23 protein-coding genes and 1 riboswitch are annotated in these 23,100 nt (G+C 34.5%); of the genes, 4 read left to right on the top strand and 19 right to left on the bottom strand.

Annotated elements, in window-relative coordinates; genetic code table 11:
• Positions 1-10: 10 nt before the first annotated feature.
• Genes queE through queC form a run of 3 tightly spaced genes read right to left on the bottom strand, consistent with a single transcriptional unit; the run spans position 11 to position 1,873 of the window.
• On the bottom strand, positions 11-727 hold the full coding sequence (gene queE, locus AC1Q8M_RS03040) for a 7-carboxy-7-deazaguanine synthase QueE (RefSeq protein WP_000036292.1): 717 nt from the start codon (positions 725-727) through the stop codon (positions 11-13).
• Positions 720-1,211, bottom strand: coding sequence for a 6-carboxytetrahydropterin synthase QueD (queD, locus tag AC1Q8M_RS03035; RefSeq protein ID WP_098400451.1), 492 nt, complete (start codon positions 1,209-1,211; stop codon positions 720-722). Before queD ends, queE begins: the two co-directional genes overlap by 8 nt.
• On the bottom strand, positions 1,211-1,873 hold the full coding sequence (queC, locus tag AC1Q8M_RS03030) for a 7-cyano-7-deazaguanine synthase QueC (protein WP_000711595.1): 663 nt from the start codon (positions 1,871-1,873) through the stop codon (positions 1,211-1,213). The genes queD and queC overlap by 1 nt, the downstream gene beginning before the upstream one ends.
• 93 nt (positions 1,874-1,966) lie before the next feature.
• A riboswitch (PreQ1 riboswitch) is annotated at positions 1,967-2,010 on the bottom strand.
• Between the two features lie 206 nt (positions 2,011-2,216).
• Between queC and kinB the strand changes: the two genes are divergently transcribed.
• Positions 2,217-3,425 carry a sporulation sensor histidine kinase KinB gene (gene kinB / locus AC1Q8M_RS03025; protein ID WP_000964151.1) on the top strand — a complete coding sequence of 403 codons (1,209 nt, stop codon included), beginning with the start codon at positions 2,217-2,219 and terminating at the stop codon, positions 3,423-3,425.
• A gap of 11 nt (positions 3,426-3,436) precedes the next feature.
• On the opposite strand, the gene AC1Q8M_RS03020 is transcribed toward kinB, so the two are convergent.
• The 4 genes from AC1Q8M_RS03020 to AC1Q8M_RS03005 form a co-directional block, all read right to left on the bottom strand.
• A complete protein-coding gene (locus AC1Q8M_RS03020; protein ID WP_000038355.1) occupies positions 3,437-3,553 on the bottom strand; it encodes a DUF6254 family protein in 117 nt (38 codons plus the stop codon).
• A 102-nt stretch (positions 3,554-3,655) separates the two neighbouring features.
• Positions 3,656-4,189: a DinB family protein gene (locus tag AC1Q8M_RS03015; protein ID WP_000941977.1), complete on the bottom strand. Its 534-nt coding sequence runs from the start codon at positions 4,187-4,189 to the stop codon at positions 3,656-3,658.
• 139 nt (positions 4,190-4,328) lie between these two features.
• Entirely contained in the window at positions 4,329-6,023 is a 1,695-nt protein-coding gene (locus tag AC1Q8M_RS03010) for a M3 family oligoendopeptidase (RefSeq protein WP_000008582.1), read from the bottom strand.
• 159 nt (positions 6,024-6,182) lie between these two features.
• Positions 6,183-6,629, bottom strand: a complete 447-nt coding sequence (locus AC1Q8M_RS03005; RefSeq protein WP_000203336.1) for a MarR family winged helix-turn-helix transcriptional regulator — start codon at positions 6,627-6,629, stop codon at positions 6,183-6,185.
• Between the two features lie 195 nt (positions 6,630-6,824).
• On the opposite strand from AC1Q8M_RS03005, the gene AC1Q8M_RS03000 reads away from it, so the two are divergent.
• Entirely contained in the window at positions 6,825-8,321 is a 1,497-nt protein-coding gene (locus AC1Q8M_RS03000; protein ID WP_025118332.1) for a DUF3149 domain-containing protein, read from the top strand.
• 29 nt (positions 8,322-8,350) lie between these two features.
• Here AC1Q8M_RS03000 and AC1Q8M_RS02995 read toward each other — a convergent pair whose 3' ends face one another.
• Positions 8,351-8,632 carry an aspartyl-phosphate phosphatase Spo0E family protein gene (locus tag AC1Q8M_RS02995; protein WP_000495527.1) on the bottom strand — a complete coding sequence of 94 codons (282 nt, stop codon included), beginning with the start codon at positions 8,630-8,632 and terminating at the stop codon, positions 8,351-8,353.
• A gap of 480 nt (positions 8,633-9,112) precedes the next feature.
• On the opposite strand from AC1Q8M_RS02995, the gene AC1Q8M_RS02990 reads away from it, so the two are divergent.
• Positions 9,113-9,883 carry a divergent polysaccharide deacetylase family protein gene (locus tag AC1Q8M_RS02990; RefSeq protein ID WP_001234112.1) on the top strand — a complete coding sequence of 257 codons (771 nt, stop codon included), beginning with the start codon at positions 9,113-9,115 and terminating at the stop codon, positions 9,881-9,883.
• A 160-nt stretch (positions 9,884-10,043) separates the two neighbouring features.
• Here AC1Q8M_RS02990 and cbpA read toward each other — a convergent pair whose 3' ends face one another.
• The 11 genes from cbpA to ykzP all read right to left on the bottom strand — a co-directional run bounded on the left by cbpA (position 10,044) and on the right by ykzP (position 22,612).
• Positions 10,044-10,667 carry a cyclic di-AMP binding protein CbpA gene (gene cbpA, locus AC1Q8M_RS02985; protein WP_001264204.1) on the bottom strand — a complete coding sequence of 208 codons (624 nt, stop codon included), beginning with the start codon at positions 10,665-10,667 and terminating at the stop codon, positions 10,044-10,046.
• A 126-nt stretch (positions 10,668-10,793) separates the two neighbouring features.
• The gene (locus AC1Q8M_RS02980) at positions 10,794-11,423 is read right to left on the bottom strand and encodes a class II aldolase/adducin family protein (protein ID WP_000895987.1); all 630 of its coding nucleotides are present in this window, start codon (positions 11,421-11,423) and stop codon (positions 10,794-10,796) included.
• 298 nt (positions 11,424-11,721) lie between these two features.
• Positions 11,722-14,022, bottom strand: a complete 2,301-nt coding sequence (locus tag AC1Q8M_RS02975; RefSeq protein ID WP_098361246.1) for an NEAT domain-containing leucine-rich repeat protein — start codon at positions 14,020-14,022, stop codon at positions 11,722-11,724.
• A gap of 420 nt (positions 14,023-14,442) precedes the next feature.
• Positions 14,443-15,225, bottom strand: coding sequence for a DeoR/GlpR family DNA-binding transcription regulator (locus AC1Q8M_RS02970; RefSeq protein WP_000117666.1), 783 nt, complete (start codon positions 15,223-15,225; stop codon positions 14,443-14,445).
• Between the two features lie 40 nt (positions 15,226-15,265).
• On the bottom strand, positions 15,266-16,450 hold the full coding sequence (locus tag AC1Q8M_RS02965; RefSeq protein WP_492334116.1) for a saccharopine dehydrogenase family protein: 1,185 nt from the start codon (positions 16,448-16,450) through the stop codon (positions 15,266-15,268).
• A complete protein-coding gene (phnW, locus tag AC1Q8M_RS02960) occupies positions 16,447-17,544 on the bottom strand; it encodes a 2-aminoethylphosphonate--pyruvate transaminase (protein ID WP_001004781.1) in 1,098 nt (365 codons plus the stop codon). The genes AC1Q8M_RS02965 and phnW overlap by 4 nt, the downstream gene beginning before the upstream one ends.
• Positions 17,545-17,559: 15 nt before the next feature.
• Complete coding sequence (gene phnX / locus AC1Q8M_RS02955) at positions 17,560-18,354, bottom strand: phosphonoacetaldehyde hydrolase (protein WP_000687381.1); 795 nt, start codon at positions 18,352-18,354, stop codon at positions 17,560-17,562.
• A 21-nt stretch (positions 18,355-18,375) separates the two neighbouring features.
• Positions 18,376-20,133, bottom strand: coding sequence for a putative 2-aminoethylphosphonate ABC transporter permease subunit (locus AC1Q8M_RS02950; protein ID WP_000425531.1), 1,758 nt, complete (start codon positions 20,131-20,133; stop codon positions 18,376-18,378).
• Positions 20,134-21,135, bottom strand: a complete 1,002-nt coding sequence (locus AC1Q8M_RS02945) for a putative 2-aminoethylphosphonate ABC transporter ATP-binding protein (protein ID WP_000006196.1) — start codon at positions 21,133-21,135, stop codon at positions 20,134-20,136.
• A 19-nt stretch (positions 21,136-21,154) separates the two neighbouring features.
• Positions 21,155-22,231 carry a putative 2-aminoethylphosphonate ABC transporter substrate-binding protein gene (locus tag AC1Q8M_RS02940; protein ID WP_000750893.1) on the bottom strand — a complete coding sequence of 359 codons (1,077 nt, stop codon included), beginning with the start codon at positions 22,229-22,231 and terminating at the stop codon, positions 21,155-21,157.
• A gap of 228 nt (positions 22,232-22,459) precedes the next feature.
• Entirely contained in the window at positions 22,460-22,612 is a 153-nt protein-coding gene (gene ykzP, locus AC1Q8M_RS02935) for a protein YkzP (RefSeq protein WP_000240799.1), read from the bottom strand.
• A gap of 148 nt (positions 22,613-22,760) precedes the next feature.
• Here ykzP and AC1Q8M_RS02930 point away from each other — a divergent pair, with 148 nt between their 5' ends.
• Positions 22,761-23,096, top strand: a complete 336-nt coding sequence (locus AC1Q8M_RS02930; protein WP_141532466.1) for a DUF3905 domain-containing protein — start codon at positions 22,761-22,763, stop codon at positions 23,094-23,096.
• Positions 23,097-23,100: the final 4 nt, after the last annotated feature.

Genomic DNA, 23,100 nt, shown 5'->3' with positions numbered 1-23,100 from the left:
TCCCTTCTCGTTATACGCCGCGTTTATTTCCCCATACTAACGCATGAAGCTGAGGCAATACTTTTGCATCATTCATCTCTTTACAATTTACAGCTTTATCAATCAGCCACTCATACTTATCTAATAATTTTTTAATAAGCATCGCATCATCCACTGTTTTTGTATCATCGTTTCCTACTTGCAGGAAAAATGGTACACCTGGATAACGTTCGTGCATCTTAACTGCATATTCAAAATCATGATCATCGAATACTACTACTTTTAAACTAATATCTTTTCCTGCTAGTTTCTGAATAATAGCATCTAACTTCTGAAAATCTGTTTTCATCGTCGAACTTGGTGGTTTTGGAGAAATTGTTACCTCATCAATTTGAAGTAACCAATCTTGCCATTTACTCCCTTGCGTTTCAATTGCCGTTCGCATTCCATTTTCTTTTAATATTGAAAGAAGAAACTCAATATTTTTCAGTAATGCCGGATTTCCGCCTGAAATCGTAACATGAGAAAATTTTTCTCCTCCAATTGCAACAAGCTCATCCCAAATATCTTCTGGTGTCATCTGTCTAATTTGATCTTTAGCTGATCCATCCCACGTAAAAGCAGAATCACACCAAGCACAGCTATAATCACAACCAGCTGTACGGATAAACATTGTCTTTTGCCCTACAACCATTCCTTCACCTTGAATAGTCGGACCGAATATTTCTAAGACAGGGATTTTACTCATCGAGCATCCACTCCCGTCTTACTTCCGCATAACTAGTCGGCGTCTCAAATAGACGAACAAATTCAACGCGAGCTCCTTTATATTCGTTCACTCGATTCTCTTTTGTTAGTGCTTCTGCCATCTTTTCATAAATCCAAACGACCATATTTTCAGCAGTCGTATTCATTGCAGGTAACGTTTCGTTTAAATAACGATGATCTAAATAAATTTCGATTTCATTCTTCCAAATTTCTTTTATATCTCCAAAGTCAATTGCAAGACCTATTTCATTTACATATCCACTAATTCCAAATACAACTTTATATGTGTGACCATGTAAGTTTTTACATTTCCCTTCATAACAATGTAAATGGTGTGCTGCATCAAATGTAAATTCCTTGCTGACCATTACTCTTTTATTATGGTATTTGAGTTGTTTACGCTGAATATCCTGGTCCATTTTTTGCAAATTCTCTACGATGCGAAATCCAAAAAAGTTATCCATTAGTTGTTCGCTCCTTCGCGTTCCTGTAGGTACGTATCTAATCCTGCTTTACGAAGTTGACATGCTGGACATTCACCGCAACCATCACCAATGATTCCGTTATAACATGTTAATGTTTTTTCCCGAACAAACTCAAATGCTCCAAGTTCATCTGATAATTTCCATGTTTCAGCTTTATCAATCCACATAAGTGGCGTGTGAATGACAAACGGGTAATCCATAGATAAATTTAAAGTAACGTTTAACGATTTCACAAACACGTCACGGCAGTCTGGATAACCACTGAAATCAGTTTCACATACACCTGTTACAATATGACGTGCTCCAACTTGTTTTGCTAATACAGCAGCAAATGATAGGAAGAGTAAATTTCGTCCATCTACAAATGTCGATGGCAATTCACCTTCTTCATGTGTAATCTCCATATCCGTTCTCGTTAACGCATTTGGAGCAAGTTGATTTAATAGACTCATATCTAGTACCGTATGCTTTATTCCTAGCTCTTTTGCAATTTCCGCTGCACAATCAATTTCTAGCTTATGACGTTGATTGTAATTAAATGTTACAGCTTCTACCTCTGCAAACTGCTCTATTGCCCAAAATAAACATGTCGTACTATCTTGTCCTCCACTAAAAACAACAACTGCTTTTTCTTTTTTCATTTCACTCATTCTCCTTCTCTACTATAAATAAGAAGAAAGAACGTTCTTGAACTGTCACAATAAAAAAACAAAACAATACCTAAAGATATTGTTGTTTCCATAGTTTTTTATAGAGGGAGTTCGCGAACCTCTCCCGCGCGGTGCACGGAATTTCTTCTTTCATTGACACAGCTTATTGTAACATATTGTATACTAGCGTAAAAATTTCTGATTTTTCCGCTATTTATCATTTCATTTCTTTCATTTTATAGTATGATTAATTTAATATAAGAAGAGAGGAGGCATCCCACTGAAATCCTTTATTATTTATCTCTTTTTAAATATATTATTCATCCTGATTACAATGCTCGTATATCATTTATTTTGGAATCAAAAAGGGAAACGCTCTCCTAAATTAAATTCAGCTATATTCATTGTACTCTGTTGCCTCGCTACCGTACTCTGTATTACATTTGCAGCAAAAACAAATAATGGTTTTCAATTTGATATGCGCCATATTGTATTAATTGTCGGTACATTAACGGGAGGGCCTATTGCTGGTGGTTCTATCTTAGTTGTATTAAACATATATCGCTTATTATTAGGTGGGATCGGTGTTTTCCCATCTCTTATCGGTTCTGTTCTTCTATTTATTGTTCTACTATTAACATATAAATTTTTCAATCGAACTTCTAATCGTATAAAAATAACACTTGCTATTATCTACAGTCTCACATACGGATTTAGTTGGATACCCTTCTTCCTTTCAAAGGTTACAAATAAGACTGATTATATACCGCATATTATTGTGTATGAGTTATGTTCAATGCTTGGTACGATTCTAATTTTATATTTACTACACATATTACAAACTCAAGTTCGTCTCCAAAACGAACTTATAAATGCTGAAAAATTTCATTTAATTGGTGAAATGGCAGCGTCTATCTCTCATGAAATTCGCAATCCATTAACTTCAACAAAAGGGTTTTTACAACTGTTACAATCAGATACATGCACTGAGCAGGAACGAAAATTATATATCGACATTGCCATTAACGGCATTGAACAAGCAAATCATGTTCTTACAGATTATTTAACCTTTGCTAAACCAAGCATTGAAAAAGAACAAACATTACAGTTAGAAGAAGAATTACTACATGCATTGTCGTTAATTACACCGCTTGCTAATTTAACAAATGTACGTACTCATTATATAAAGCAAAGCACTTCTTTTTTTATCGCTGGAGAAAAGCAAAAACTAAATCAATGTTTATTAAATATTTTAAAAAATTGCATTGAGGCTATGCCAAAAGGCGGTGATCTTTATTTCACATTAGTTCCTGATCATAAGCATATTCAGTTATACATAAAAGATACAGGAGTCGGTATGGATTCAGAACAAGTAAAACGTCTTGGCTCGCCTTTCTATTCAACGAAAGAAAAAGGCACTGGACTTGGAATGATGGTCGTATTCAGTGTTGTTCAAGCTATGAATGGAAAAATTGATATTATAAGTGAAAAAGGAATCGGTACAACCTTTTTATTAACTTTTCCACTCATACAAAAAACGTGATGAGATAATCATCACGTTTTTTCTGTTCCTTCAACTAATTCAGCAAAAGCTTTCACTTTCCCGTGCGGTTGTTGATTTTCTTTACGCGCTTTCCAGGCGCGCTCTTCTTCTCGCTTCTTCTTAGACATATTTTTTCAACTCCTTCTTTTCTTTCTCCATGTAGTATTCCAAAATAAGAAAGAAAACTATGCACGTATCAAAAAAAGAAGTGGTTTCCCACTTCTTCCACTTTAGCGCTGCAAAATTGCATGTTTCGCCTCTTTTAATTGCGTAAGATGTCTTTGTTCATGCAAATCAAGAAATTGAACCCATTGATACAAATTCAGATCATTAAAAACAGGATGCTTTAATCCATTTTCAAATAGATCTTTTTCATCTATAACACTATGAAGCGCATGTAATAGTTCTTGTCGTGAATGTTCTAGTAATTGAATTCCTTGCTGTTTTTTCATTAAAGTTTCTGTTGGTTGCATTTGCTGAGGAGCTTCTCGTTTATGTGTGCGATCAAGCGTAAGTTGGAGGTCTTTAAATGGAGTCATGTTTCTTTCATTTTTTTGTAAAGCATATACAAGGGCAGACGTGACAGATTGTTCAACTAAATGCAAGTGGTGTAAAATTTGAATAATACTCCATTTATCACGGCGTGGCTTTACATTCACTTCTGTATCATTTAACATTTCAATTTCTGATAATAGCGTGCTTCGAGTAGACTGTAATGAGCTTACTAAACTTTCTAAACTCACATCCATATTAGATTGAAGCATACTTCTTTCCCCCCTTTTTGTTGGTGAAAAGAGGTGCTCCTTATTAGAAACACCTCTTTAGTATTCTGAATTTTCTTTTATTATCTCATCATTTTCCCATTATGTCGATGTTAAACATGTGAAAAAAAGCGCATGTTTTTTACAATTTTGTGTCGTCAATCGCATGTAACCATGCTTCAATTTCTGTAATAACACTTTTCACACAGCCTTCAGCAAATGGTGATGTTAAATTTGCAACTTCTACTAATTCTAAGAACGATTTACTTCCACCTTGTTGGCACAGATTCACATAATCTTCCCATGCCTCTTGTCTATTATCTCTTGCACGTTTCCAAAATTGTAGCGCACAAATTTGAGCAAGCGTGTAATCAATATAATAGAAAGGTGAGCTATAAATATGCCCTTGACGTTGCCAAAAACCACCGCGCTCTAAATAATCATTATCCTCATAATCACGATGCGGTAAATATTTCTTCTCTATGTTACGCCATGCTGTCTTACGCTCTTCAGGTGATGCTTCAGGATTTTCATATACATAATGTTGATATTCATCAACAGATACACCATAAGGTAAAAACAGAAGTGCTGAACTTAAGTGAGAGAAGTAATATTTATCTGCATCTTCTTCAAAGAATAGCTTCATCCATGGCCATGTAAAGAATTCCATACTCATAGAGTGGATTTCACATGCCTCATATGTTGGCCAATTATATTCTGGAATTTCAAATTTACGACTTTCATATACTTGGAAAGCATGACCTGCTTCATGTGTTAATACATCAATGTCACCAGATGTTCCATTGAAGTTTGAGAAAATAAACGGCGCTTTATAATTCTCAATATATGTACAATATCCGCCACCAGCTTTTCCTTTTTTCGCAACTAAATCTAATAAATCGTTATCTAGCATGAAATTGAAAAATTCATCTGTTTCAGCCGATAACTCTTTATACATCGTCTTTCCATGATCAACAATCCAATCCGCATCTCCTTTTGGAGTTGGGTTACCTGTAGCAAACTCAAAGTTTTCGTCGTAATAAGCTAACTTCTCTACACCGATACGTGCTTGTTGTCGCTTTCTTAATTCCGTTGTAACGGGAACGATATAATCCAGCACTTGCTGACGGTAATTAGCCACCATCTCCGCATTATAATCTGTACGGTACATTCTTGCATATCCAAGTTCAACAAAGGTTTTGAAACCTAAAGATTTTGCGATTTTCGTTCTCACTTTAACAAGCTCATCATAAATACGATCTAGTTCTTCCTCATTTCCAGCTAAAAATCCGTAGTATGCTTCACTTGCTGCTTTACGTTCGCTTCTTTCTTTTCCTTGCATAAACGGAATCAATTGCGATAACGTTCTTTCTTCTCCAGCAAAGTCAATTTTTGCGGATGCTAATAACTGTGTATATTGCGACGATAATTTATTTTCTAATTGTAAATCTTTCACGACTTCATCTGAATATGTTTTTAAATCACATTCTGCTAGAGCAAATAATTGTTTTCCATAATACGCCTCTAATTCTTCACGAAATGGAGAATTAATAAGTGCCTTATAATATTTTGTACCATATCCTTGTACAACTGGAGAGTATTCATCAAAGAAATCCTGCTCCTCCTTATAAAAAGTATCCGTCGTATCAACAGAATGGCGAATGTAACAAAGGTTTCCCATTGTCCCAAAATCGTTGCGAATTTCATTAATTGAATGAATGACTTGTTTTTGTTCTTCTACAGTTTTTGCGTTATCAAACTTCTCTAAAGCAACAGTAAATTTCTCTTTTAACTCTTCAATATTTGGGCGTTTATATTCATAGTCTTTAAATGACATGAACGAGCCTCCTCTCCATTACATACCTTTATTATAATTCAATACGTATTCTCGAATTCCCTCTTAATTTTCAACAAAATTCGGCAGTGACTACTCTGAGTTCATTGCAAATAAAAAAGCCCTGGATTTATTTATCCAAAGCTCCTTTGGAACATATTATTATTTTTCATACTTCCCAATTTTTTTTAATAGATCAAGTAATTCATCTTTTTCATCTTTCGTTAACATTTCAAAAGACTGATGTATAACTTTCTCATGCCCCGGAAAAATAGAAGCAATAAAGTTCTCGCCAGACTCAGTTAATTGCGCGTAAATAACACGTCTGTCATTCGGACATGGGATTCTCTTTACTAATCCCTTTTTCTCCAGCTTATCTACAACATATGTAATGCTGCCACTGGCTATTAAAATGCGCTCACCAATTTGCTGGAGTGGTTGACCGCCTTTATGATATAGCAGTTCTAATACAGCAAATTCAGTTGGATTTAACCCGTTACTTTGTATAGATTTATTTGTAGTATCCATAACAGAACGATGTACACGAGATAATGCAATAAATACTTTTAAAGATTGAGAAATATCTTCTCGTTCATTATTTGATGTCATACAACTTTCAACCCTTCACTTAAATTCTCACCAATAAAAAGAAAATGCCACTTCATACTTCATGTGAATTCCGAATGAGCATTCACTCATCCATTTCCTCTCTCCTAATATATTAAGAATCATTCTTGAATAAAAACATGACAATTTTAACATAGTTTATATATAATGATAATAAAAAAAGAAGGAGTACCACATTTGAAAGTCAAATTCCAAAGCATAATTATATATATATTGCTTGTTATCCTACCGACAATAGGGATTGGTGCTACATTTTATTCGTATCATACATATAAAATGAAACAGGAAAACAAATTATCCGCTCATACAGTTCTCTTTTTATATAGAGATTATTTAGATCATCATCTTGGTGAAGCAATTTCTGCTTTAGACATGCTTGCAAAAGTTGTAGGCACCGAGACTGGTAATATAAACGGCATTAAACAAATTGTACATGATACAGATGGGAACGATGCACGCTTTTCTGGTTTATATTACGCTACACCAGAAGGGGTCATTACAATCGCATCTGAAGATGAATCAAAGCCTATAGATGTTTCAGACCGTAAATATATTCAAGACGTGCTACAAACTAAAAAAACCACTGTATCATCAGTCATTACTGATCGCGTTCTTGGACATAAAGCTATTATGATTGCTACCCCCATATTCAATAAACAGAAAGAGCTCTCAGGATTATTATTAGCTAGTTTACGCTTTGATTACATTTCATCTTCTTTAAATGCCATTAAACCACAATACCATTTTGAGGTAACTGATAAACATGATGTAGTGTTTCTAACCGATGATAATAACGACACAAGTGATACGCATTCTAATATGCTTACTACCCCACTCCAAAGATTAAATTGGAAGGTCTCTGTTTCTCCATTACCTATTCATCAGAAAACCTTATACCAGTGGGTTGCAATAGAGTGTATCGCTACTTTATTTTTAATGTCTATTTTATTTTTACTTGCTCAATATATGTTGTTAAAACGTCAAACAAAACTTGAAAGACAACAAAACGAACTACAGAAAATTGAATTAGTTGGAACTTTTGCAGCAAGTACAGCACACGAAATCCGTAATCCTCTTACTGGAATTAAAGGACTCGTCGCTCTATTAAAAGAGAAATATAAAGATGAACAAGATCAGTTCTACTTTTCCGTAATTGAACAAGAAATAGAGCGAATCAATGAAATTGTAAGTGAATTTCTTATTCTCGGAAAGCCAACCGCCATCATCGAACAAACATATGATGTAAGAACAATTCTAAATGAGGTAGCATTAATTATTCAATCTGAGGCGAATTTACATAACATTGTATTCCATTTACATTTGCCAGACCATCCTGTTCATATCCGTTGTTCGAAAGACCATATGAAACAAGTGGTTTTAAACATTACAAAAAATGCAATTGAGGCTATGACTTCTAATGATACACTAACCATTGTAGTAAAAAACAATGAAACACATGCACAATTGCAGATTATAGATACTGGGAAAGGGATTCCACAACATATTCAAAAACACCTCTTTCATCCGTTCTTTACTAATAAAGATACTGGAACAGGTCTTGGACTTGTCATATGTAAACGAATTGTAGAGATGTATAATGGGCATATTTTTATTGACAGTACAGAAAACGAAGGAACGACAGTTCATATCGAAATTCCGTTACACATAGTATAATTATCCTTATCCTATAAGGGTAATTATACTTATTTCATAAAACCAGCGACAAGCATTCGCCAAAAATTATTTGATTTTCCTTCATACCCGATTTGGAAAATAGGTATTTTTATAATTGAAAACCATTTCGGTGTTTGTTTTTCTTTATAACACTGATATTGTAAAATAAGCTTGTCCAATTCTTGACTAACTTGAATTGTCTCCTTACTATTTAGCCCACTTGTTAATCCTAGTTGAATCATTTCTTCACGTTTCATATGAATATCACGTGAAAGCTTTTCTAATGTGTACTTCCTTTTTACAGTAAACATCCATATCCCCCTTATTATACTTCCATGCTCTCAAGTTCACTTCTCCATTGACTTTTTTAACTACTTAATCATATGCAAATTTGAAGAATCAGAAAATTTAACATTTTCTCCCTGTAATTTACAAATCTTTACCCTCACTTTGAGAATTATTACAAATTATTCTATCTTTGTAAATACATTCGCAATAATAGACATTTTTTTCATCTTCTTTTTTTACAAATTCTACGTAAACCGGGGATTCTTAATTTTCCACCTACTTTTCTTCGACATTTTTTGTTTAATTTATATAAAAAAGCAAAACATAATGATGATTGATAAAGTGAAACTTTCATCAGTGTTTTTTGTTCAGCCCCACTGATTATTAGCATTCACCAATCAAGCGTTTATTGACAGTGAATCTCCCACCTATCCAGCCCAATGTTGAGGTGGGAGTCTTACTACCCACAAATAGCGGGATAACAAGAGAAAGGAAATATTTATATGCGAAAATATACGATTGCATTATTCATCATTGTTTTGTTTTTACCGTCCTTCTTATTTCCTATTCAAGCAACTGCTCATACGAATAAAGTTGCTATTGTCATTGATGATTTCGGCAATAATATGAAGGGGACTAATCAAATGTTGTCACTTCCAATTCCACTAACTGTTGCTGTTATGCCTTTTCTTCCTTCCACAAAAGAAGATGCAATAGCTGCCCATAAAAAAGGTCATGAAGTTATTATACATATGCCAATGGAACCTATTAAAGGTAAAAAAGAATGGCTTGGACCAAAAGCCATTACAACCGATTTAAGCGATGAAGAAATAAACAACCGACTTGAACAAGCAATTCAAGAAGTTCCGCATGCAATTGGAATGAACAATCATATGGGGTCAAAAGTAACAGCAGATGAAAGAATTGTTCGCCTTATACTTGCTGCTTGTAAAAAACACGGTTTATTTTACTTAGATAGTAAAACGAATCCTAATAGTGTCGTCCCAAAAATCGGAAAAGAATTAGGAGTTCCTATTATTGAAAACCAACTATTTTTTGATGATGTGTATACAGCAGGACATATTTCAAAACAAGCCCAATTACTCATCAAAAAAATTCAAGAAAAGCCTATTATGGTAGCTATCGGGCATGTGGGCCCCCCAGGTGAAATTACATCACGCGTTATTGAAACTTCTATCCCTAAAATTCGTGAGCATGCAGACTTTATTTTTTTATCTGATCTAGCATTATCCCCGCCTCCTGTTTCAAAATAAAGTTCATTACTCACATATAACCAGCCCTCACCAATCGGGCTTTTACGGGAAGCCCCCCATTGCTTTCACTGAATTTTGAGGTGGGGATCTTACCGCCCACAAATAACGGGACAAAAAAGTACCTATCTGTATATAACAGATAGGTACTTTTCTTTTTAACTTAAATATAATCTACATGACTCACTCTGAATCCTTTTTTCTCTATTTTTCCGATTAATTGCTTTAATCTTGTTTCATCTAACTCATCTGATATATTTACAATAACCCGACGGATATATTGATCACCGTTATCGAGTGTAAACAAACCACCGATATTATATGCTTTTAACAATGTCCCAAGCTCTTTAATCGTCCCCTTACAATCTTGTGTTGCAATTGTTAATATATAACCACCTGTTCGCATACCAAATGAATCTTCAATAACATCAAATATATTCGAATGCGTTAACATACCGACAAATTCATTATAATCATTTAGCACGGCTAAAAACGGAAGCCGACGAATTACATAAAAGGCTCTGAAGAAGGAATCCTTTTCAAAAATAAATGCATCGGAATTGTCAAGCATATCTCCTGCACTTACATGATCTAATCCGCTATTGCATTTTTTTTCTAATAAATCTACTTTATAAATAATCCCCGTGAATTTCTTCTCATCTTCTGCTAATACCGGGATGGCTCGAAATCCCGTTTCGTTCATCATTTGCAGTGCCTCTTCACCAGAATCATTTATTTTGCAAAATGTTACTTGCTGCTTTGGCAGAAAATGATATTTAACTCGCAAAATATGTTCCTCCTTACATGTCAACATGTAATCTATATATAATAAGGAGACCTATATTTTATGAGTGAAATTATTTTTAAAACGCTTTCATTTATTTATTAACTTGTATCCATATCACATACATTTTTATATAACAGAGCTCCTTGCGCCCTTAATCATTAATAACTTTACATGATAGTTCATTAAATATTCTATACCCTCTAGCCATTTTTTCGATTCTTCTGGCGTTTTCCCCCACACAATCATGCCATAATTATGAACAAGAACTACTCCTCCACCTTCAATGAAATTCGGAACATTACTTTCTAATAAATCAGCGAATTTTTTTTCATCTTCTACAATTGGAATTGTCATTTCTGTTATACCTTCTTTTCCGAAAACACGCTCCACACTGCGTTTATCGAACGTTACTTCTCCTTCTTCTCCATATAACTCTGATATTAAATGACTATCTACAGTCTGCACTTGTAAAATACATCCTGCACTACTTTTTTTATAAATATCTGCATGCATAAATGACTCTGCAGCTGGTTTTTCTTCATTTTCAAATACTGACTCGCACATGCAATTTACGACAATAAAATCTTCTTCCGAAAATAGCCCTTTATCTCTTCCCTCAATATTTACTAAGAATGTTAACGGCTCTTTTGACGTACATAGCGATAAACTAATTTTGGTACCATAAAACCAATCACGAAGTGCCAATTCAGATTTCACATCTTTTAATTCATTCCATTTCTTCAGAAAAAATAACATTTCGTCACCCCCGGCATAATATTCATATAAGGTTCGAATCCTTTCTATGTAAAAGGAATATTTTTTGATTATTCTAAAAATTTAATTGAATTATCACATGAGAACGCTTTTTTGTCAATATAGTTTCGTGGTTCTTCTTTAAAATAGGCTATTCATATGTCTATACTTCTATCTATTGCCTATTTCATTTTGCACATAAAAAAATACGCTATTCTTTAATTAAAGAATAGCGTATTTTCCTCATTTTTTATCCCGCTATTTGCCGGACAGTAAGACCCCCACTGATTAAAGTTTCACCTTATTTCCTTATTGCATTATATAAAAACTGTGCGTATTGTTCACGTGTTACGAAATTATCTCCTAAAAAGTTCCCTTCCCCGTCACCTTTTGATATTTTATTATCTACTAAAGCTTTCACATATCCTTTCGCCCAATGGCCATTTGGTATATCTTTAAAGTTCTCTGCACTATTTTCATTTTCTTTTAACTGAAATACTCTTTGTAGTACTACTGACATTTCATATCGAGTTAATACTCCATCTGGACGGAATGTATCATTTCCATACCCTGTCATAATACCAGCTTGAACTACTGCATCAATAGCCGTTTCATACATATTTCCTTTCGTATCTGTAAATGTCGTTTTGGGTTTTAGATTATTTTCTAATTTTAAGTACCTTTGTATTAGAAGTGCTACTTGTCCACGAGTAATGTTATCCCCAAATCCAAATTCACCATTTCCATAGCCTATAAATAACTTTTCTTTCGCTAAGTAATTAATTGCTTCTTCTGACCAATGTCCTTTTGGTACATCTTTAAATTCTACCACTTCTGTTTTCTCATCTTCTTTAGATGTATTACCGTCTTTACTTTCTACTACATTTTGAATAACAGATCCTGTAAAGAAGATTCCTGTATCCGCGAATGGATCTTTCACACCAAATTCATATACTTTCTCACCTGGTGTACTCCATTTCACTACACCATTACTATATGTACCGTTATCGCTCTTCAGACGGATTTTCGTAGAAACCTTACCATCTTTTTCATATATAGGTACTTTTACTTCTTTATTTACTTCTGTTTCCTCTAAAAATACTTTTTGATTTTGGACATTAATATAAGCCGTCTTACTTAGTTCTATAACTGGTCGGACATCACGGATTTCATTTGCAACAAAACTTAGAAATACTAATTTTTTCAAATTGCTCACTGGTGATAAGTCTGAAATATAATTCGCTTCTAAATCAAGCTTTTGTAAGTTTACTAGACTTGATAATGGCGTAATATCCTTTAACTCATTGTTAGGTAAGTGTAATTGTTTTAACTGTGTCATCTTACTTAGAGGAGTAACATCTTTTATTTCATTTTTCCCGATCCACAATTCTTCTAATTGCTTCATTTGCTCAATGCCGGATAAATCTTTAACTTTATTACGTGTTAATACTAAGTCTGTTAAAGGTAATGAATATAACGCTTTAATATCTTCAATTTGATTACCTGCTAAAGTTAAGTATGTTACATTTTTCAAAGCGCTTAATGGAGCAACGTTCGTAATTTTATTATTTGCTAAATTCAAGTAATCTAGTTGTTCCATTTTCGCTAATGCTGTTACATCTTCTATTTGGTTGCCTGATAGATATAAACTTTTTACATTTTTCATTTCAGTTAGTGGTGCAACGTTTGTAATTTTATTATTACTTAAATCAAGAGATTCTAAATTATCCATCTTAACAAGTGGCGTTACATCTGCAAATTCATTACCACGCAAAGCTAAATGATTTAATTGCTTTAAGTTCGCAAAGAACGACGGGTCTTTTATCTTCGCATTCGCAACTGTTAAAGATTTTAAATTTGGCATATATTTTAATGCACTATAATCAAGTATCTCATTTGTATTTAAAAATAAATCCTTTACTTGTAATAACTCTTCTTTCGTAATTGGTGTATTTAAATCTTTTCTATTAAATACTTTTTTATTCACAAGTTCTCTTAATTTGTTATCTGTTATCATATTTTGATTATCAACTGGATTATCCGTTTCCGTATTGCCTGAATTAGAGTTATCATCTGGTTTCTCTGTTTCTTTGTTACCTACAGTTGGATCTTTAATTTCAAATTGAACTTGATATTTGTGATCATATCCAATAGCTGGAATAAGTATATGCATTTGCATATTGTGCTTCTTCTCAAACTCGCCAATTTCAAATTGGACTACTTTCGTTCCGTTCTTCCTCTTATCTTCTGACAAAACCTTCACATCATGAAATACACCAGGCTGGTTTCTATCTTCTATTCTAAGATATTGAAAATAATCGCTATCTTGCATTGTTACAGTGACAATTTTTTTACCAGCTGCAATCGTTACTTTAGGATCTTTTATATATTGAGAAACCATAGATGGCTCGTCTTTTTGGTCCTTATATATTTTAATTTCAGTATCATACGTGCGATCACTCGCTGCTGCTACCGATTGATTTGCTTCAACTTTTAATGCCGCTAATGCTGGAGTAGAATACGTAGCAAATGGAATTGCTAATGTTGTCGCTACTACTAGCGCCTTCATATAATTTTTTTTCAAAATAATATCCCCTATCATATACAATTTTTATAATTGATAACCCTTATCAATTACCTACAAATAAATGATAATGAATATCATTATCATTGTCAATGAGAATATTACATTAAATTTATATTTTTAAAGATAAAAAATAAAAAGCCCTTTATTCAAAGGGCTTTTTTACCTATCGTATGAAGAATTTCACTTTTTTCCTTCTCATTGATGACACCAATTTTTTGCAAAATATTCGCGTACAATACAAGTTTATTATATATTCGTTCTGACATGTTCTCCCTTCTTTCCTTCGACCAACTTTTTTTGTATTGGTAAATTATATGAAAGAGATGAGAAAATGTGTCCACTTTTTGCATAAATGCAAATCTTTTATTTTACGATTTGCAGACAATAAAACTCCCTCCTAAAAATTAGGCGGGAGTTTAGGTACTTTCACTTTATTTAACAAACTGTCCACTGAATATTATGCTTCATAAGTTCTTCTTCAAAACTATATGGCATTTTTTTATCACAAATTACATGTTGAATACGTGAAAATGCTGCTATACGATAATTCCCTTTCACGCCTACCTTCGTATGATCACATAAAATATATGTCTTCTCAGCTAATTTCATCATCGCCTCTGACAATTTCGCTTTCTCTAATTCAAAGCTGGAAACTCCAAAACTAGGTAATAACCCATCAATCGAAACGAACGCTTTATGAAAATGGAATTGCTGTATTACTTGCTGAGAAATAGACCCTGATACACGCGAATGCTTTGGAGATACTTTTCCACCTATAAATAAAACTTCACCGTGAAACATCTTTTTATTAATAGAAGAAATTAATTGTGTTGCGACTGGAAATGAACTTGTTACAATCGTTAAGTTTTTACGATGAACAAGGTATGGAACCATTTGAAGCGGTGTACTTCCATCATCAATTGCAATGACATCACCATCTTCTACAAATGTCGCTGCTTTATAACCAATTCTTTTCTTCTCTTCTATATGTAGCATTTCTCTTTCTAACATCGGTGCCTCTACCCCAGCGCCTGGAAGTTGAACAGCTCCACCATACACTTTTTTCAGCTTCTTTTCACGATCTAATTCTTCTAAATAACGACGAATCGTTTCTGTTGATACAGCAAATTCTCTCGCTAATTCTGAAACCTTTACTTTCCCTTTAAATTCTACCTTTTCAAGAATGGTTCGCTTTCTTTCTTCTCCTACTACAGACATAGCTTCACCTCATTTATATCTCCCTCATAAGCTTCCTTGCTTATACAAAGTTATAATTTTCTTTGTAAGTAGAAACTTCTTCATGAATATGAATACCGCGCTTTGCTAGCTCATCAAAAATTAATTGTGGATTTTCAAAAGCTTCTTCAGGCGTAACAACACCCACCCTATTTACATTTCCAGTTGCAATTAACTCTGCGGCAATCCCAAATGGAATACCGACGTTTCTCGTATACGCTCTTAATTTTTCCCATCCTACAACAGAACCATCAGATAACGGATGTGTATGATATAACACATGTCTTTGCTTCTCATTATTTTTCATACCTATTACTTCTACATGAAGTGCATAACCATAAAGCTCTGTTTCTTGTCCTTCTTTCGATTGCAATAAATACTGCGAAATACAATCCATAATGCCTATTTCTTTCCCGTTTATTTCAATCTGATCATTACGCAATATGCCGTAATCATATAAAGCACGTACAAGTTGCATATTTTGCTTCGGCCAAGTTCCTCTCGTCTCTATCAGTTTGACACCTTTATTTTCTAGTGCCTTTGCTAACGTAATCGTTTCAGAATGCGGAATGATATACTGCGTTTCCTTACCATAAGGCGCTGGCAATTCTATTTCTCTCGGACGCGCAAACGGAAGTACTTGTTTAAATTCACCATCTTCATACACTGTACGTGATGGTAAATGTGGATTATATTCATATGTCGTTGTCTCTGTAATTGAAGCAGAAAAAGCAATCGGACGATACGAACCGTGACTTACGCGGACAGACTCTACAGTATCCAGTTGATTTGCTGCATGCATTGCCATCATTTGCGTTACACCTGGCGTCATGCCAAACCCAGGCAAACATGTTTTTTCATTTTGAACAAATATAGCATGCGATTCATTTTCTTCACCAAATCCATTTAAGTTCACACCGTGGCAGCCTGCTTCTGCAATACAGCGAGTCGACAATCCGTTTAGCTTTATCGTCCTACCGTCCAATACAATGTCATAACCTTTCATTTTTGCAACCGTATCCTCGTGATTCGTTACATCTACTTTTACAAAATCAACACGAGAATCGTTGAGCCATTCTACTACTTTACGGCCTTCTTCCTCGTTAAAATCGGCTACAGTAATCGTCTCAAAAGATGAAAATTGAACTAAATCCAAAATAGCTTCACGACAAATTTTACCTGCTCCACCTAAACAAAATACTTTCACCCAATAACAGCTCCTTTAGCAATACTATCAACTAAGCGATTAATATCTTCTTCATGTACATCACCTATATTTCCAATCCGGAACGTATCTACTTTCGAAATTTTCCCAGGGTAAATAACAAATCCATAGCATTTTAATTCGTTATATAACTGTTGAAACTCGAACTCCCCTTTTGGATAAATGAAAGATGTAATAATAGGAGATTGATATTTCTCATCTACTAGTGGCTTAAATCCGATTTCTCCCATTCTATTCACTAGTAGTTTTTGATTGTTGTAATATCGATTGTAACGCGCTCTTACTCCACCCTCTTTTTCTAGTTCAAGTAGTGCTTGATAAAAAGCATGTACAACATGTGTAGGTGAAGTAAAACGCCATTTCCCATTTTGTTTTTCCATCGTTTCCCATTGATCATATAAATCAAGAGATAAAGAGCGTCCTTGCCCTTTACACTTCAATAATTCATCACGTTTTGCGATTACAAATCCGAATCCAGGAACCCCTTGAATACACTTATTCGCACTACTAATTAAAAAATCAATTTGTAAATCAGCAATGTCTATTTCAATCCCGCCGAAACTACTCATCGCATCAACAATTGTAACCTTTCCATACTGCTTTCCTAATTTACATACATCTACAATTGGATTTATAATGCCTGTCGTTGTTTCACAATGAACAACTGCAATATGCGTAATATCTTTATCTTCTTCCAATAACTTTTCTACTTCTACAATATTAGTAGGTTCCCACTCTTCTGTTTGGCTGACCACTACATCAATCTGTAACATCTCTGCCATTTGTACAATGCGCTTACCGTACGCACCATTTGTACAAACGAGAAGCTTCCCATTTCCCGGAATAACAGAACCAATTACTGCTTCAACTGAAAACGTACCGCTTCCTTGCATTAACACTGTTGTATATTTCTCTTCTTCCTTCGTCGCTAACGATACAAGTTTAGCTCTTACTTCTTGCACCATCGTATTATATTCAACATCCCACGTACACCAATCGTATAGCATAACTTCTTTTACTGATTTTGTTGTCGTTAATGGTCCTGGTGTTAATAATAAGTAGTGATTTTCATTCATGATCCCGTACCCCTTTTATGAAATAATAAGTTCTTGTTTCTCGATATGTTCCATTACGTTTTCGAGCTCCTGCATCGTTTCAATCGTAAAATGAGCCCCATTTTCAACAAACCGATTACGAACTATTTCTATTTTTTCACGAAGCTCTACCGAATCCATACTCTCCACCTCCTCTTCCGTTAAACCGAGCTCACTACTTCCAAGAATTACACCAACTGTCCACATTCCAGCATTTCTACCTTCTTTCATATCTGATACTGTGTCCCCTACTTTTATCATATGGTTCATCGGATACACACCAAGTTCCATTGCATTTTTATAGCACATCCATGGGTATGGGCGGCCTGCTGGAACATCATCTGGCGTAACAAGAAAATCAGGTTTATATCCTTGTAACGCTGCTTCCTTTGCTACAATATCCATCATTTCTCTCGTATAACCAGTTGTTGAACCGATTTTAATGCCTCTCTTACGTAAAGAAGCGATTACTTCTTTTACCCCATCAATCGGCTTAGCATAATTTGGCAAAATAGAAAAGAGAATTTCTTCAAACTCTTCATACATCTCATGAATGTCTGCTTCTGTTGGTAAGTGACCAAAGACACGTTTCCACTCATCCGCAATACGAGGCATTTCTGTTAGTGCCCTTACATGATCTATTTTTAATAATCCCATTGGCTTACGTGCTTCTTCTGCTGTAATTTCAACGCCGCGTTTATGAAAAATCTTCATGAATACTTCTAGTGGTGCAAAGCATCCGTAATCAACCGTCGTACCTGCCCAATCAAAAATAACTGCTTCAATTTTCATTCTGTCCATCACCCTTCTTACTTATCTTTTTTGCCATTGTGAAGTTCGGTTACGAAGTGCTTTCGTTCCCCATTCATATACAACTCTCACTACAATATTTGTAACAACAATAAGTACACTCATTGCAGCTGCTGGCGCTACATTTCCTGCATCATCCATATTTACGATTGATACGGCAGCTAGTTTAAAATCAGCTGCATATAGGAACACAACTGCCGATACAGTTACCATTGAATTTACGAAGTAGTACATTACCATTTCTAAAATTGCTGGTAAACACATTGGTACTGTTACTCGGAAGAATGTTTTATAAAACGGAATACCCATCGACTGCGAAACAAGCTCAAACTCTCGGTCTAATTTCTTTAAGGCAGTCGTTGCCGTGACAAATGTTACAGAATAAAAATGAATGATATTTACTAGTACTAATACAGCGATTGTTCCGTATAAAGAATGAAACGGATTCGTTACTGATAGTCCAAGAATTTGAATCGTTGGTTGACTAAAGAAAAAGACATATCCTAATCCGAGTACTAAACCTGGTATCGCTAACGGCACTATAGAGAAAAAGTAACCTGTTTTTCTAAAAAATTGTAGCTGGTCTATTTTCTCAATTGCATATGCGAATACAAATGTTAAGATCGCCCCAATAACTGCTGTAACTGCTGAAACAATTACGCTATTTTTAAATGCTTCAAGTCCATCTCCTGTTAAACTGGAAAAATTAAAATGCTCAAATGTAAAACTCATATTATATGGCCATACTTTCACACTTGCAGCAATACCAACTGCAACAAATAATAGAATGATCATAAGGGTAATCACACTACAATATATGAATGAGATTACATCTCTTTTCTTATTAGCTATTATTCTGTATGGTACTGCTTTTGAAGATAAGAAATTCGCCTGCTTTCTTTGCGTAATACGATCAACCACAAATGCGAATATAGCTGGGATTAATAAAATCATTCCGACAGTTGCACCCATCGGCATATTTTGCTGTCCAATTACTTGTTTGTATACGTCAGTAGCAAGCACATTATATTGCCCACCAACAATTTTTGGTGCCCCAAAATCAGTAAAACTAAGTGTAAACACAACAAACATTGCACTAATTAATCCGTACTTTACACTAGGTAAAGTAACCGTGAAAAATTGCTTTGTTTTACTGGCTCCTAACATATTAGAAGCTTCATATAAACGATAATCAGATCCTTGAAAGGCAATTAGCAATATGAGAAAGGCTTGCGGAAATGTATACATAACTTCAGCTATTACAATTCCTATTGGTCCATATAAAGGGATTTGTATACCTTCAAATAAACCAAACATTCCTTTCGTTACTAGCCCTTGATTACCAAATAAATATGTAAGTGCTATACCGTGCATCATCGTTGGTGCAAACAATGGTAATAACGCTACATACTGAAATACGCGCTTTCCAAAAACATTCGTACGGGCAATTGCATATGCGTAAACGAATGCGATTGCAACTGAAATCATTGTTGTTGCGCCCGAAATCCATACTGTATTTTGTAAAGACTGAACTAAAGTTGGTGTTGTGAAATATTTACTGAAATTCGCTAAACCAATGAAAACTCCATCTTTATTATAAAAAGCTTGTGTAAATAGTTGTAATAGCGGTAATACAAGTATGATAAGGAAGGAAAGAATCATACCGATAATTACGAGCCTTTGGATCCATTCCTCTTTCCCTATACTTCTCTTAATCTTTTTTTTCGTACTTTCTACCTTATAGTTTTCTAACATCTCCATCTATACAATGACCTTCTTTCCATATGACAACATATGATTTTCTGAGAAAGAGATTTGAATCGGCTTTCCTTTTCTAATAGCCGTTGCTTCTACTTCTGATGCTAATATATCCACTACAATTTTCTCATTATAAAGGTGTGTGTTTTCTTCTACGACTCGCACTTCCGTCCGATATACAGATCCGCGAAATTCCATACTTTCCACAACTGTTTTAATACCGTCCTTTTGTACAATTGTTACATGTTCAGGACGAATTGCATGTTCTTCGTTATTTTTCGAAAAGAAATTAATAGAACCAATAAAATCTGCCACAAACGGATTGGCTGGTCTTTGATAAATCTCCTCTGGTGTTCCAATCTGCATAATTTCCGCATGATTCATTACAACAATTTTATCAGCCATCGTTAATGCCTCTTCTTGATCATGCGTTACCATAATCGTCGTTATTCCTATTTTCTCTTGCAAATCACGCATTTCCCTACGTAATTTTTCACGCACTTTTGCATCTAAAGCTGATAACGGCTCATCGAGTAACAAAATATCTGGAGACAGAGCGAGCGCACGTGCAAGTGCTACTCGCTGCTGTTGTCCACCAGACATTTGAGCAGGATATTTATCTTTTACATTCAGCAAATCTACAAGTTTTAACGCATCTAGCGCTTTCTCTTTCACTTCTGCTTTCCCATATTTTTTTGTCTTTAAGCCGTATTCAATATTTTCAAGTGCTGTTAAATTCGGAAATAAAGCATACGATTGGAAAACCATTCCGAAGTTTCTCTTTCCAGGAGGCAATGCTGTAATATCTTTTCCATTCACAGCTATACTGCCAGTCGTTGGTTCCTCTAGTCCCGCTAAAATGCGAAGCAACGTCGTTTTCCCACAGCCACTCGGGCCTAATAAACAAACAAACTCATTTTTGTTCACAGTAAAAGAAATATCTTTTAACGCTGTAAATGCATCAAACTGTTTTTGAATGTGTTGAATTGATAAATATTCGCTCATTTTTCTCTCTCCCACTCACTTACTTTTTCGGTTCTGCTTTTTGGCCAAACTCTTTTTCCCATTTTTCTAAGATTTTGTCACGATTTTCTGCTGCCCATTTAAAGTCATTCTTTTTATATAATTTTTCAGTAACATCTTTCGGGAATCCCTCTGGAAGTTTATAATCATTTTTAATTGTCGCAAATCCATTTTTCTCAAAGTATAACTTCATTACATCATCAGTAATTGCCCAATCTAAAAATGCTTGTGCTAATTTATCATTTTTCGCATTATCTTTCTTAATAAGTGCGTTCGCTTCTACTTCCCACCCTAATCCTTCTTTCGGCAGTACAACTTCAACTGGTGCACCTTTTTGTTTCTCTTTTAAAGCACTATAAACCATTGATACACCGACTGGATATTCACCTGCTCCTGCTAATTTCGCTGGTTTTGATCCTGAATGCGTATAACTTGCCATATTATCATGAAGTTTCTTCATGTAATCCCAGCCTTTATCTTCACCCATGATTTGTAGCCATGCAGAAACTGTTAAAAATCCTGTTCCAGATGATGCTGGATGTGGCATAACAAGTGTTCCTTTATACTCTGGTTTCGTTAAATCTTCATATGATTCTGGCATCGGTAAATTTTTCTTCTTTAACTCTTCTTTATTTACAGCAATCCCCGTCATAAATGCAGTATTTCCTACCCATTTTTCAGGTTGCTTATCATCTTTAAATTGTGGAAGAACACGATCTGCTCCTTTTGGAGAGTATCCTTTTAACATATCTTTTTTATCTAAAGCTAATAGACTTGATGCCGCAGTTCCCCATACAACATCTGCTTGTGTATTTTTCCCTTCAGCTAGCAATTTCGCAGTAATAACTCCTGTTGAATCACGTACAATGTTCAATTTCACATCAGGATATTTCTTTTTAAAGGAATCAAGATAAATTGGTACAAGCTCTTCTTCAATTGCTGTGTAAACAGTTAATGATCCAGATAATTTGTCATCTTTCACTTTCGCTCCAGCACTTTCTTCCTTCTTTGCACCACACCCCATTAATAACGAAAATACCATTCCAGTCGCTACAGCTTTAAAGATTGTTTTTTTCACTGTTTCTCTCTCCTTTTACAAATCTTATGTACAACTCAAATATAAACAACTAGTGTAAAAGCAGTATTAAACCAACATTAATCTTTTGTTTGTTGTTTGTTTTTGTGTAATACGTTGCTACTTCTATGTTTTTTCGCATTTTTCTGCTAATAGAAAACACTAAATTTACAAATAATTAAAAAAACCTTTATAATCCCACAAAAAAATGAGGCGTTTGTAAAAAACGCCTCATTTTTGTTTCCCTTTTTTTGAATTACGATTAGCATACTTTGCGCTATTTTCCCCTTCATACTCTAATGCAAATTCTGCATCTGGTAAGCTTTCTTTCGGAGTTTTATTATTATTGATTGCCGCATTTTGTTTCACTTTTCTTTTTACCAATACATTCACCTGCTCTCAAGAAATCACTTTCTACTCTAGTTTGAAACAACTTAAAATAATTATTACTGGCAAGTGTTAACAAGTACATAAGGGGCGTTAGATGGAAATACTACATATGAAGAAATCATTATAAAAAGGAGCGATAATTTTGAAGAAAAAAGAAAAGATTCAATCACCAATTTTAGACGAAACGCTCCCGCATCAAATGGATTTTCCATCTTTTAAAGGAACAGGAAAAACGATGCAACAACCTTTTGTGAATCAATATAATGTTGTAATTGGAGACAGTAAATATAATTCCGAGAACAGTCCGCTTAACAATTGGAGTGATGAAGTAGATCCTGCCATTATGGCTGGCGATGAGTGGATCCATCCGACAAATGATATTGGGTGGATTTCAGAAGAAAATCAAGAGTTACTAAAAAACGAAGTGGATAATAAAAATGAAGCTTTTATGCATCCACAATTTGGTATTAACGACTAAAAAA

Source organism: Bacillus sp. GW823-FHT06A10 (assembly GCF_058795375.1).
The sequence above is the reverse complement of the archived record's forward strand: the minus strand, read 5'-3'. Positions and strand labels throughout refer to the sequence as shown.

What these genes read in the sequence shown, in the direction of transcription:
- queE (WP_000036292.1), bottom strand. Translation starts at nt 727, where the DNA reads ATGAGTAAAATCCCTGTCTTAGAAATATTCGGTCCGACTATTCAAGGT.
- queD (WP_098400451.1), bottom strand. Translation starts at nt 1,211, where the DNA reads ATGGATAACTTTTTTGGATTTCGCATCGTAGAGAATTTGCAAAAAATG.
- queC (WP_000711595.1), bottom strand. Translation starts at nt 1,873, where the DNA reads ATGAAAAAAGAAAAAGCAGTTGTTGTTTTTAGTGGAGGACAAGATAGT.
- kinB (WP_000964151.1), top strand. Translation starts at nt 2,217, where the DNA reads ATGCTCGTATATCATTTATTTTGGAATCAAAAAGGGAAACGCTCTCCT.
- AC1Q8M_RS03020 (WP_000038355.1), bottom strand. Translation starts at nt 3,553, where the DNA reads ATGTCTAAGAAGAAGCGAGAAGAAGAGCGCGCCTGGAAAGCGCGTAAA.
- AC1Q8M_RS03015 (WP_000941977.1), bottom strand. Translation starts at nt 4,189, where the DNA reads ATGCTTCAATCTAATATGGATGTGAGTTTAGAAAGTTTAGTAAGCTCA.
- AC1Q8M_RS03010 (WP_000008582.1), bottom strand. Translation starts at nt 6,023, where the DNA reads ATGTCATTTAAAGACTATGAATATAAACGCCCAAATATTGAAGAGTTA.
- AC1Q8M_RS03005 (WP_000203336.1), bottom strand. Translation starts at nt 6,629, where the DNA reads ATGACATCAAATAATGAACGAGAAGATATTTCTCAATCTTTAAAAGTA.
- AC1Q8M_RS02995 (WP_000495527.1), bottom strand. Translation starts at nt 8,632, where the DNA reads ATGTTTACTGTAAAAAGGAAGTACACATTAGAAAAGCTTTCACGTGAT.
- AC1Q8M_RS02990 (WP_001234112.1), top strand. Translation starts at nt 9,113, where the DNA reads ATGCGAAAATATACGATTGCATTATTCATCATTGTTTTGTTTTTACCG.
- AC1Q8M_RS02980 (WP_000895987.1), bottom strand. Translation starts at nt 11,423, where the DNA reads ATGTTATTTTTTCTGAAGAAATGGAATGAATTAAAAGATGTGAAATCT.
- AC1Q8M_RS02975 (WP_098361246.1), bottom strand. Translation starts at nt 14,022, where the DNA reads ATGATAGGGGATATTATTTTGAAAAAAAATTATATGAAGGCGCTAGTA.
- AC1Q8M_RS02970 (WP_000117666.1), bottom strand. Translation starts at nt 15,225, where the DNA reads ATGTCTGTAGTAGGAGAAGAAAGAAAGCGAACCATTCTTGAAAAGGTA.
- phnW (WP_001004781.1), bottom strand. Translation starts at nt 17,544, where the DNA reads ATGAATGAAAATCACTACTTATTATTAACACCAGGACCATTAACGACA.
- phnX (WP_000687381.1), bottom strand. Translation starts at nt 18,354, where the DNA reads ATGAAAATTGAAGCAGTTATTTTTGATTGGGCAGGTACGACGGTTGAT.
- AC1Q8M_RS02950 (WP_000425531.1), bottom strand. Translation starts at nt 20,133, where the DNA reads ATGGAGATGTTAGAAAACTATAAGGTAGAAAGTACGAAAAAAAAGATT.
- AC1Q8M_RS02945 (WP_000006196.1), bottom strand. Translation starts at nt 21,135, where the DNA reads ATGAGCGAATATTTATCAATTCAACACATTCAAAAACAGTTTGATGCA.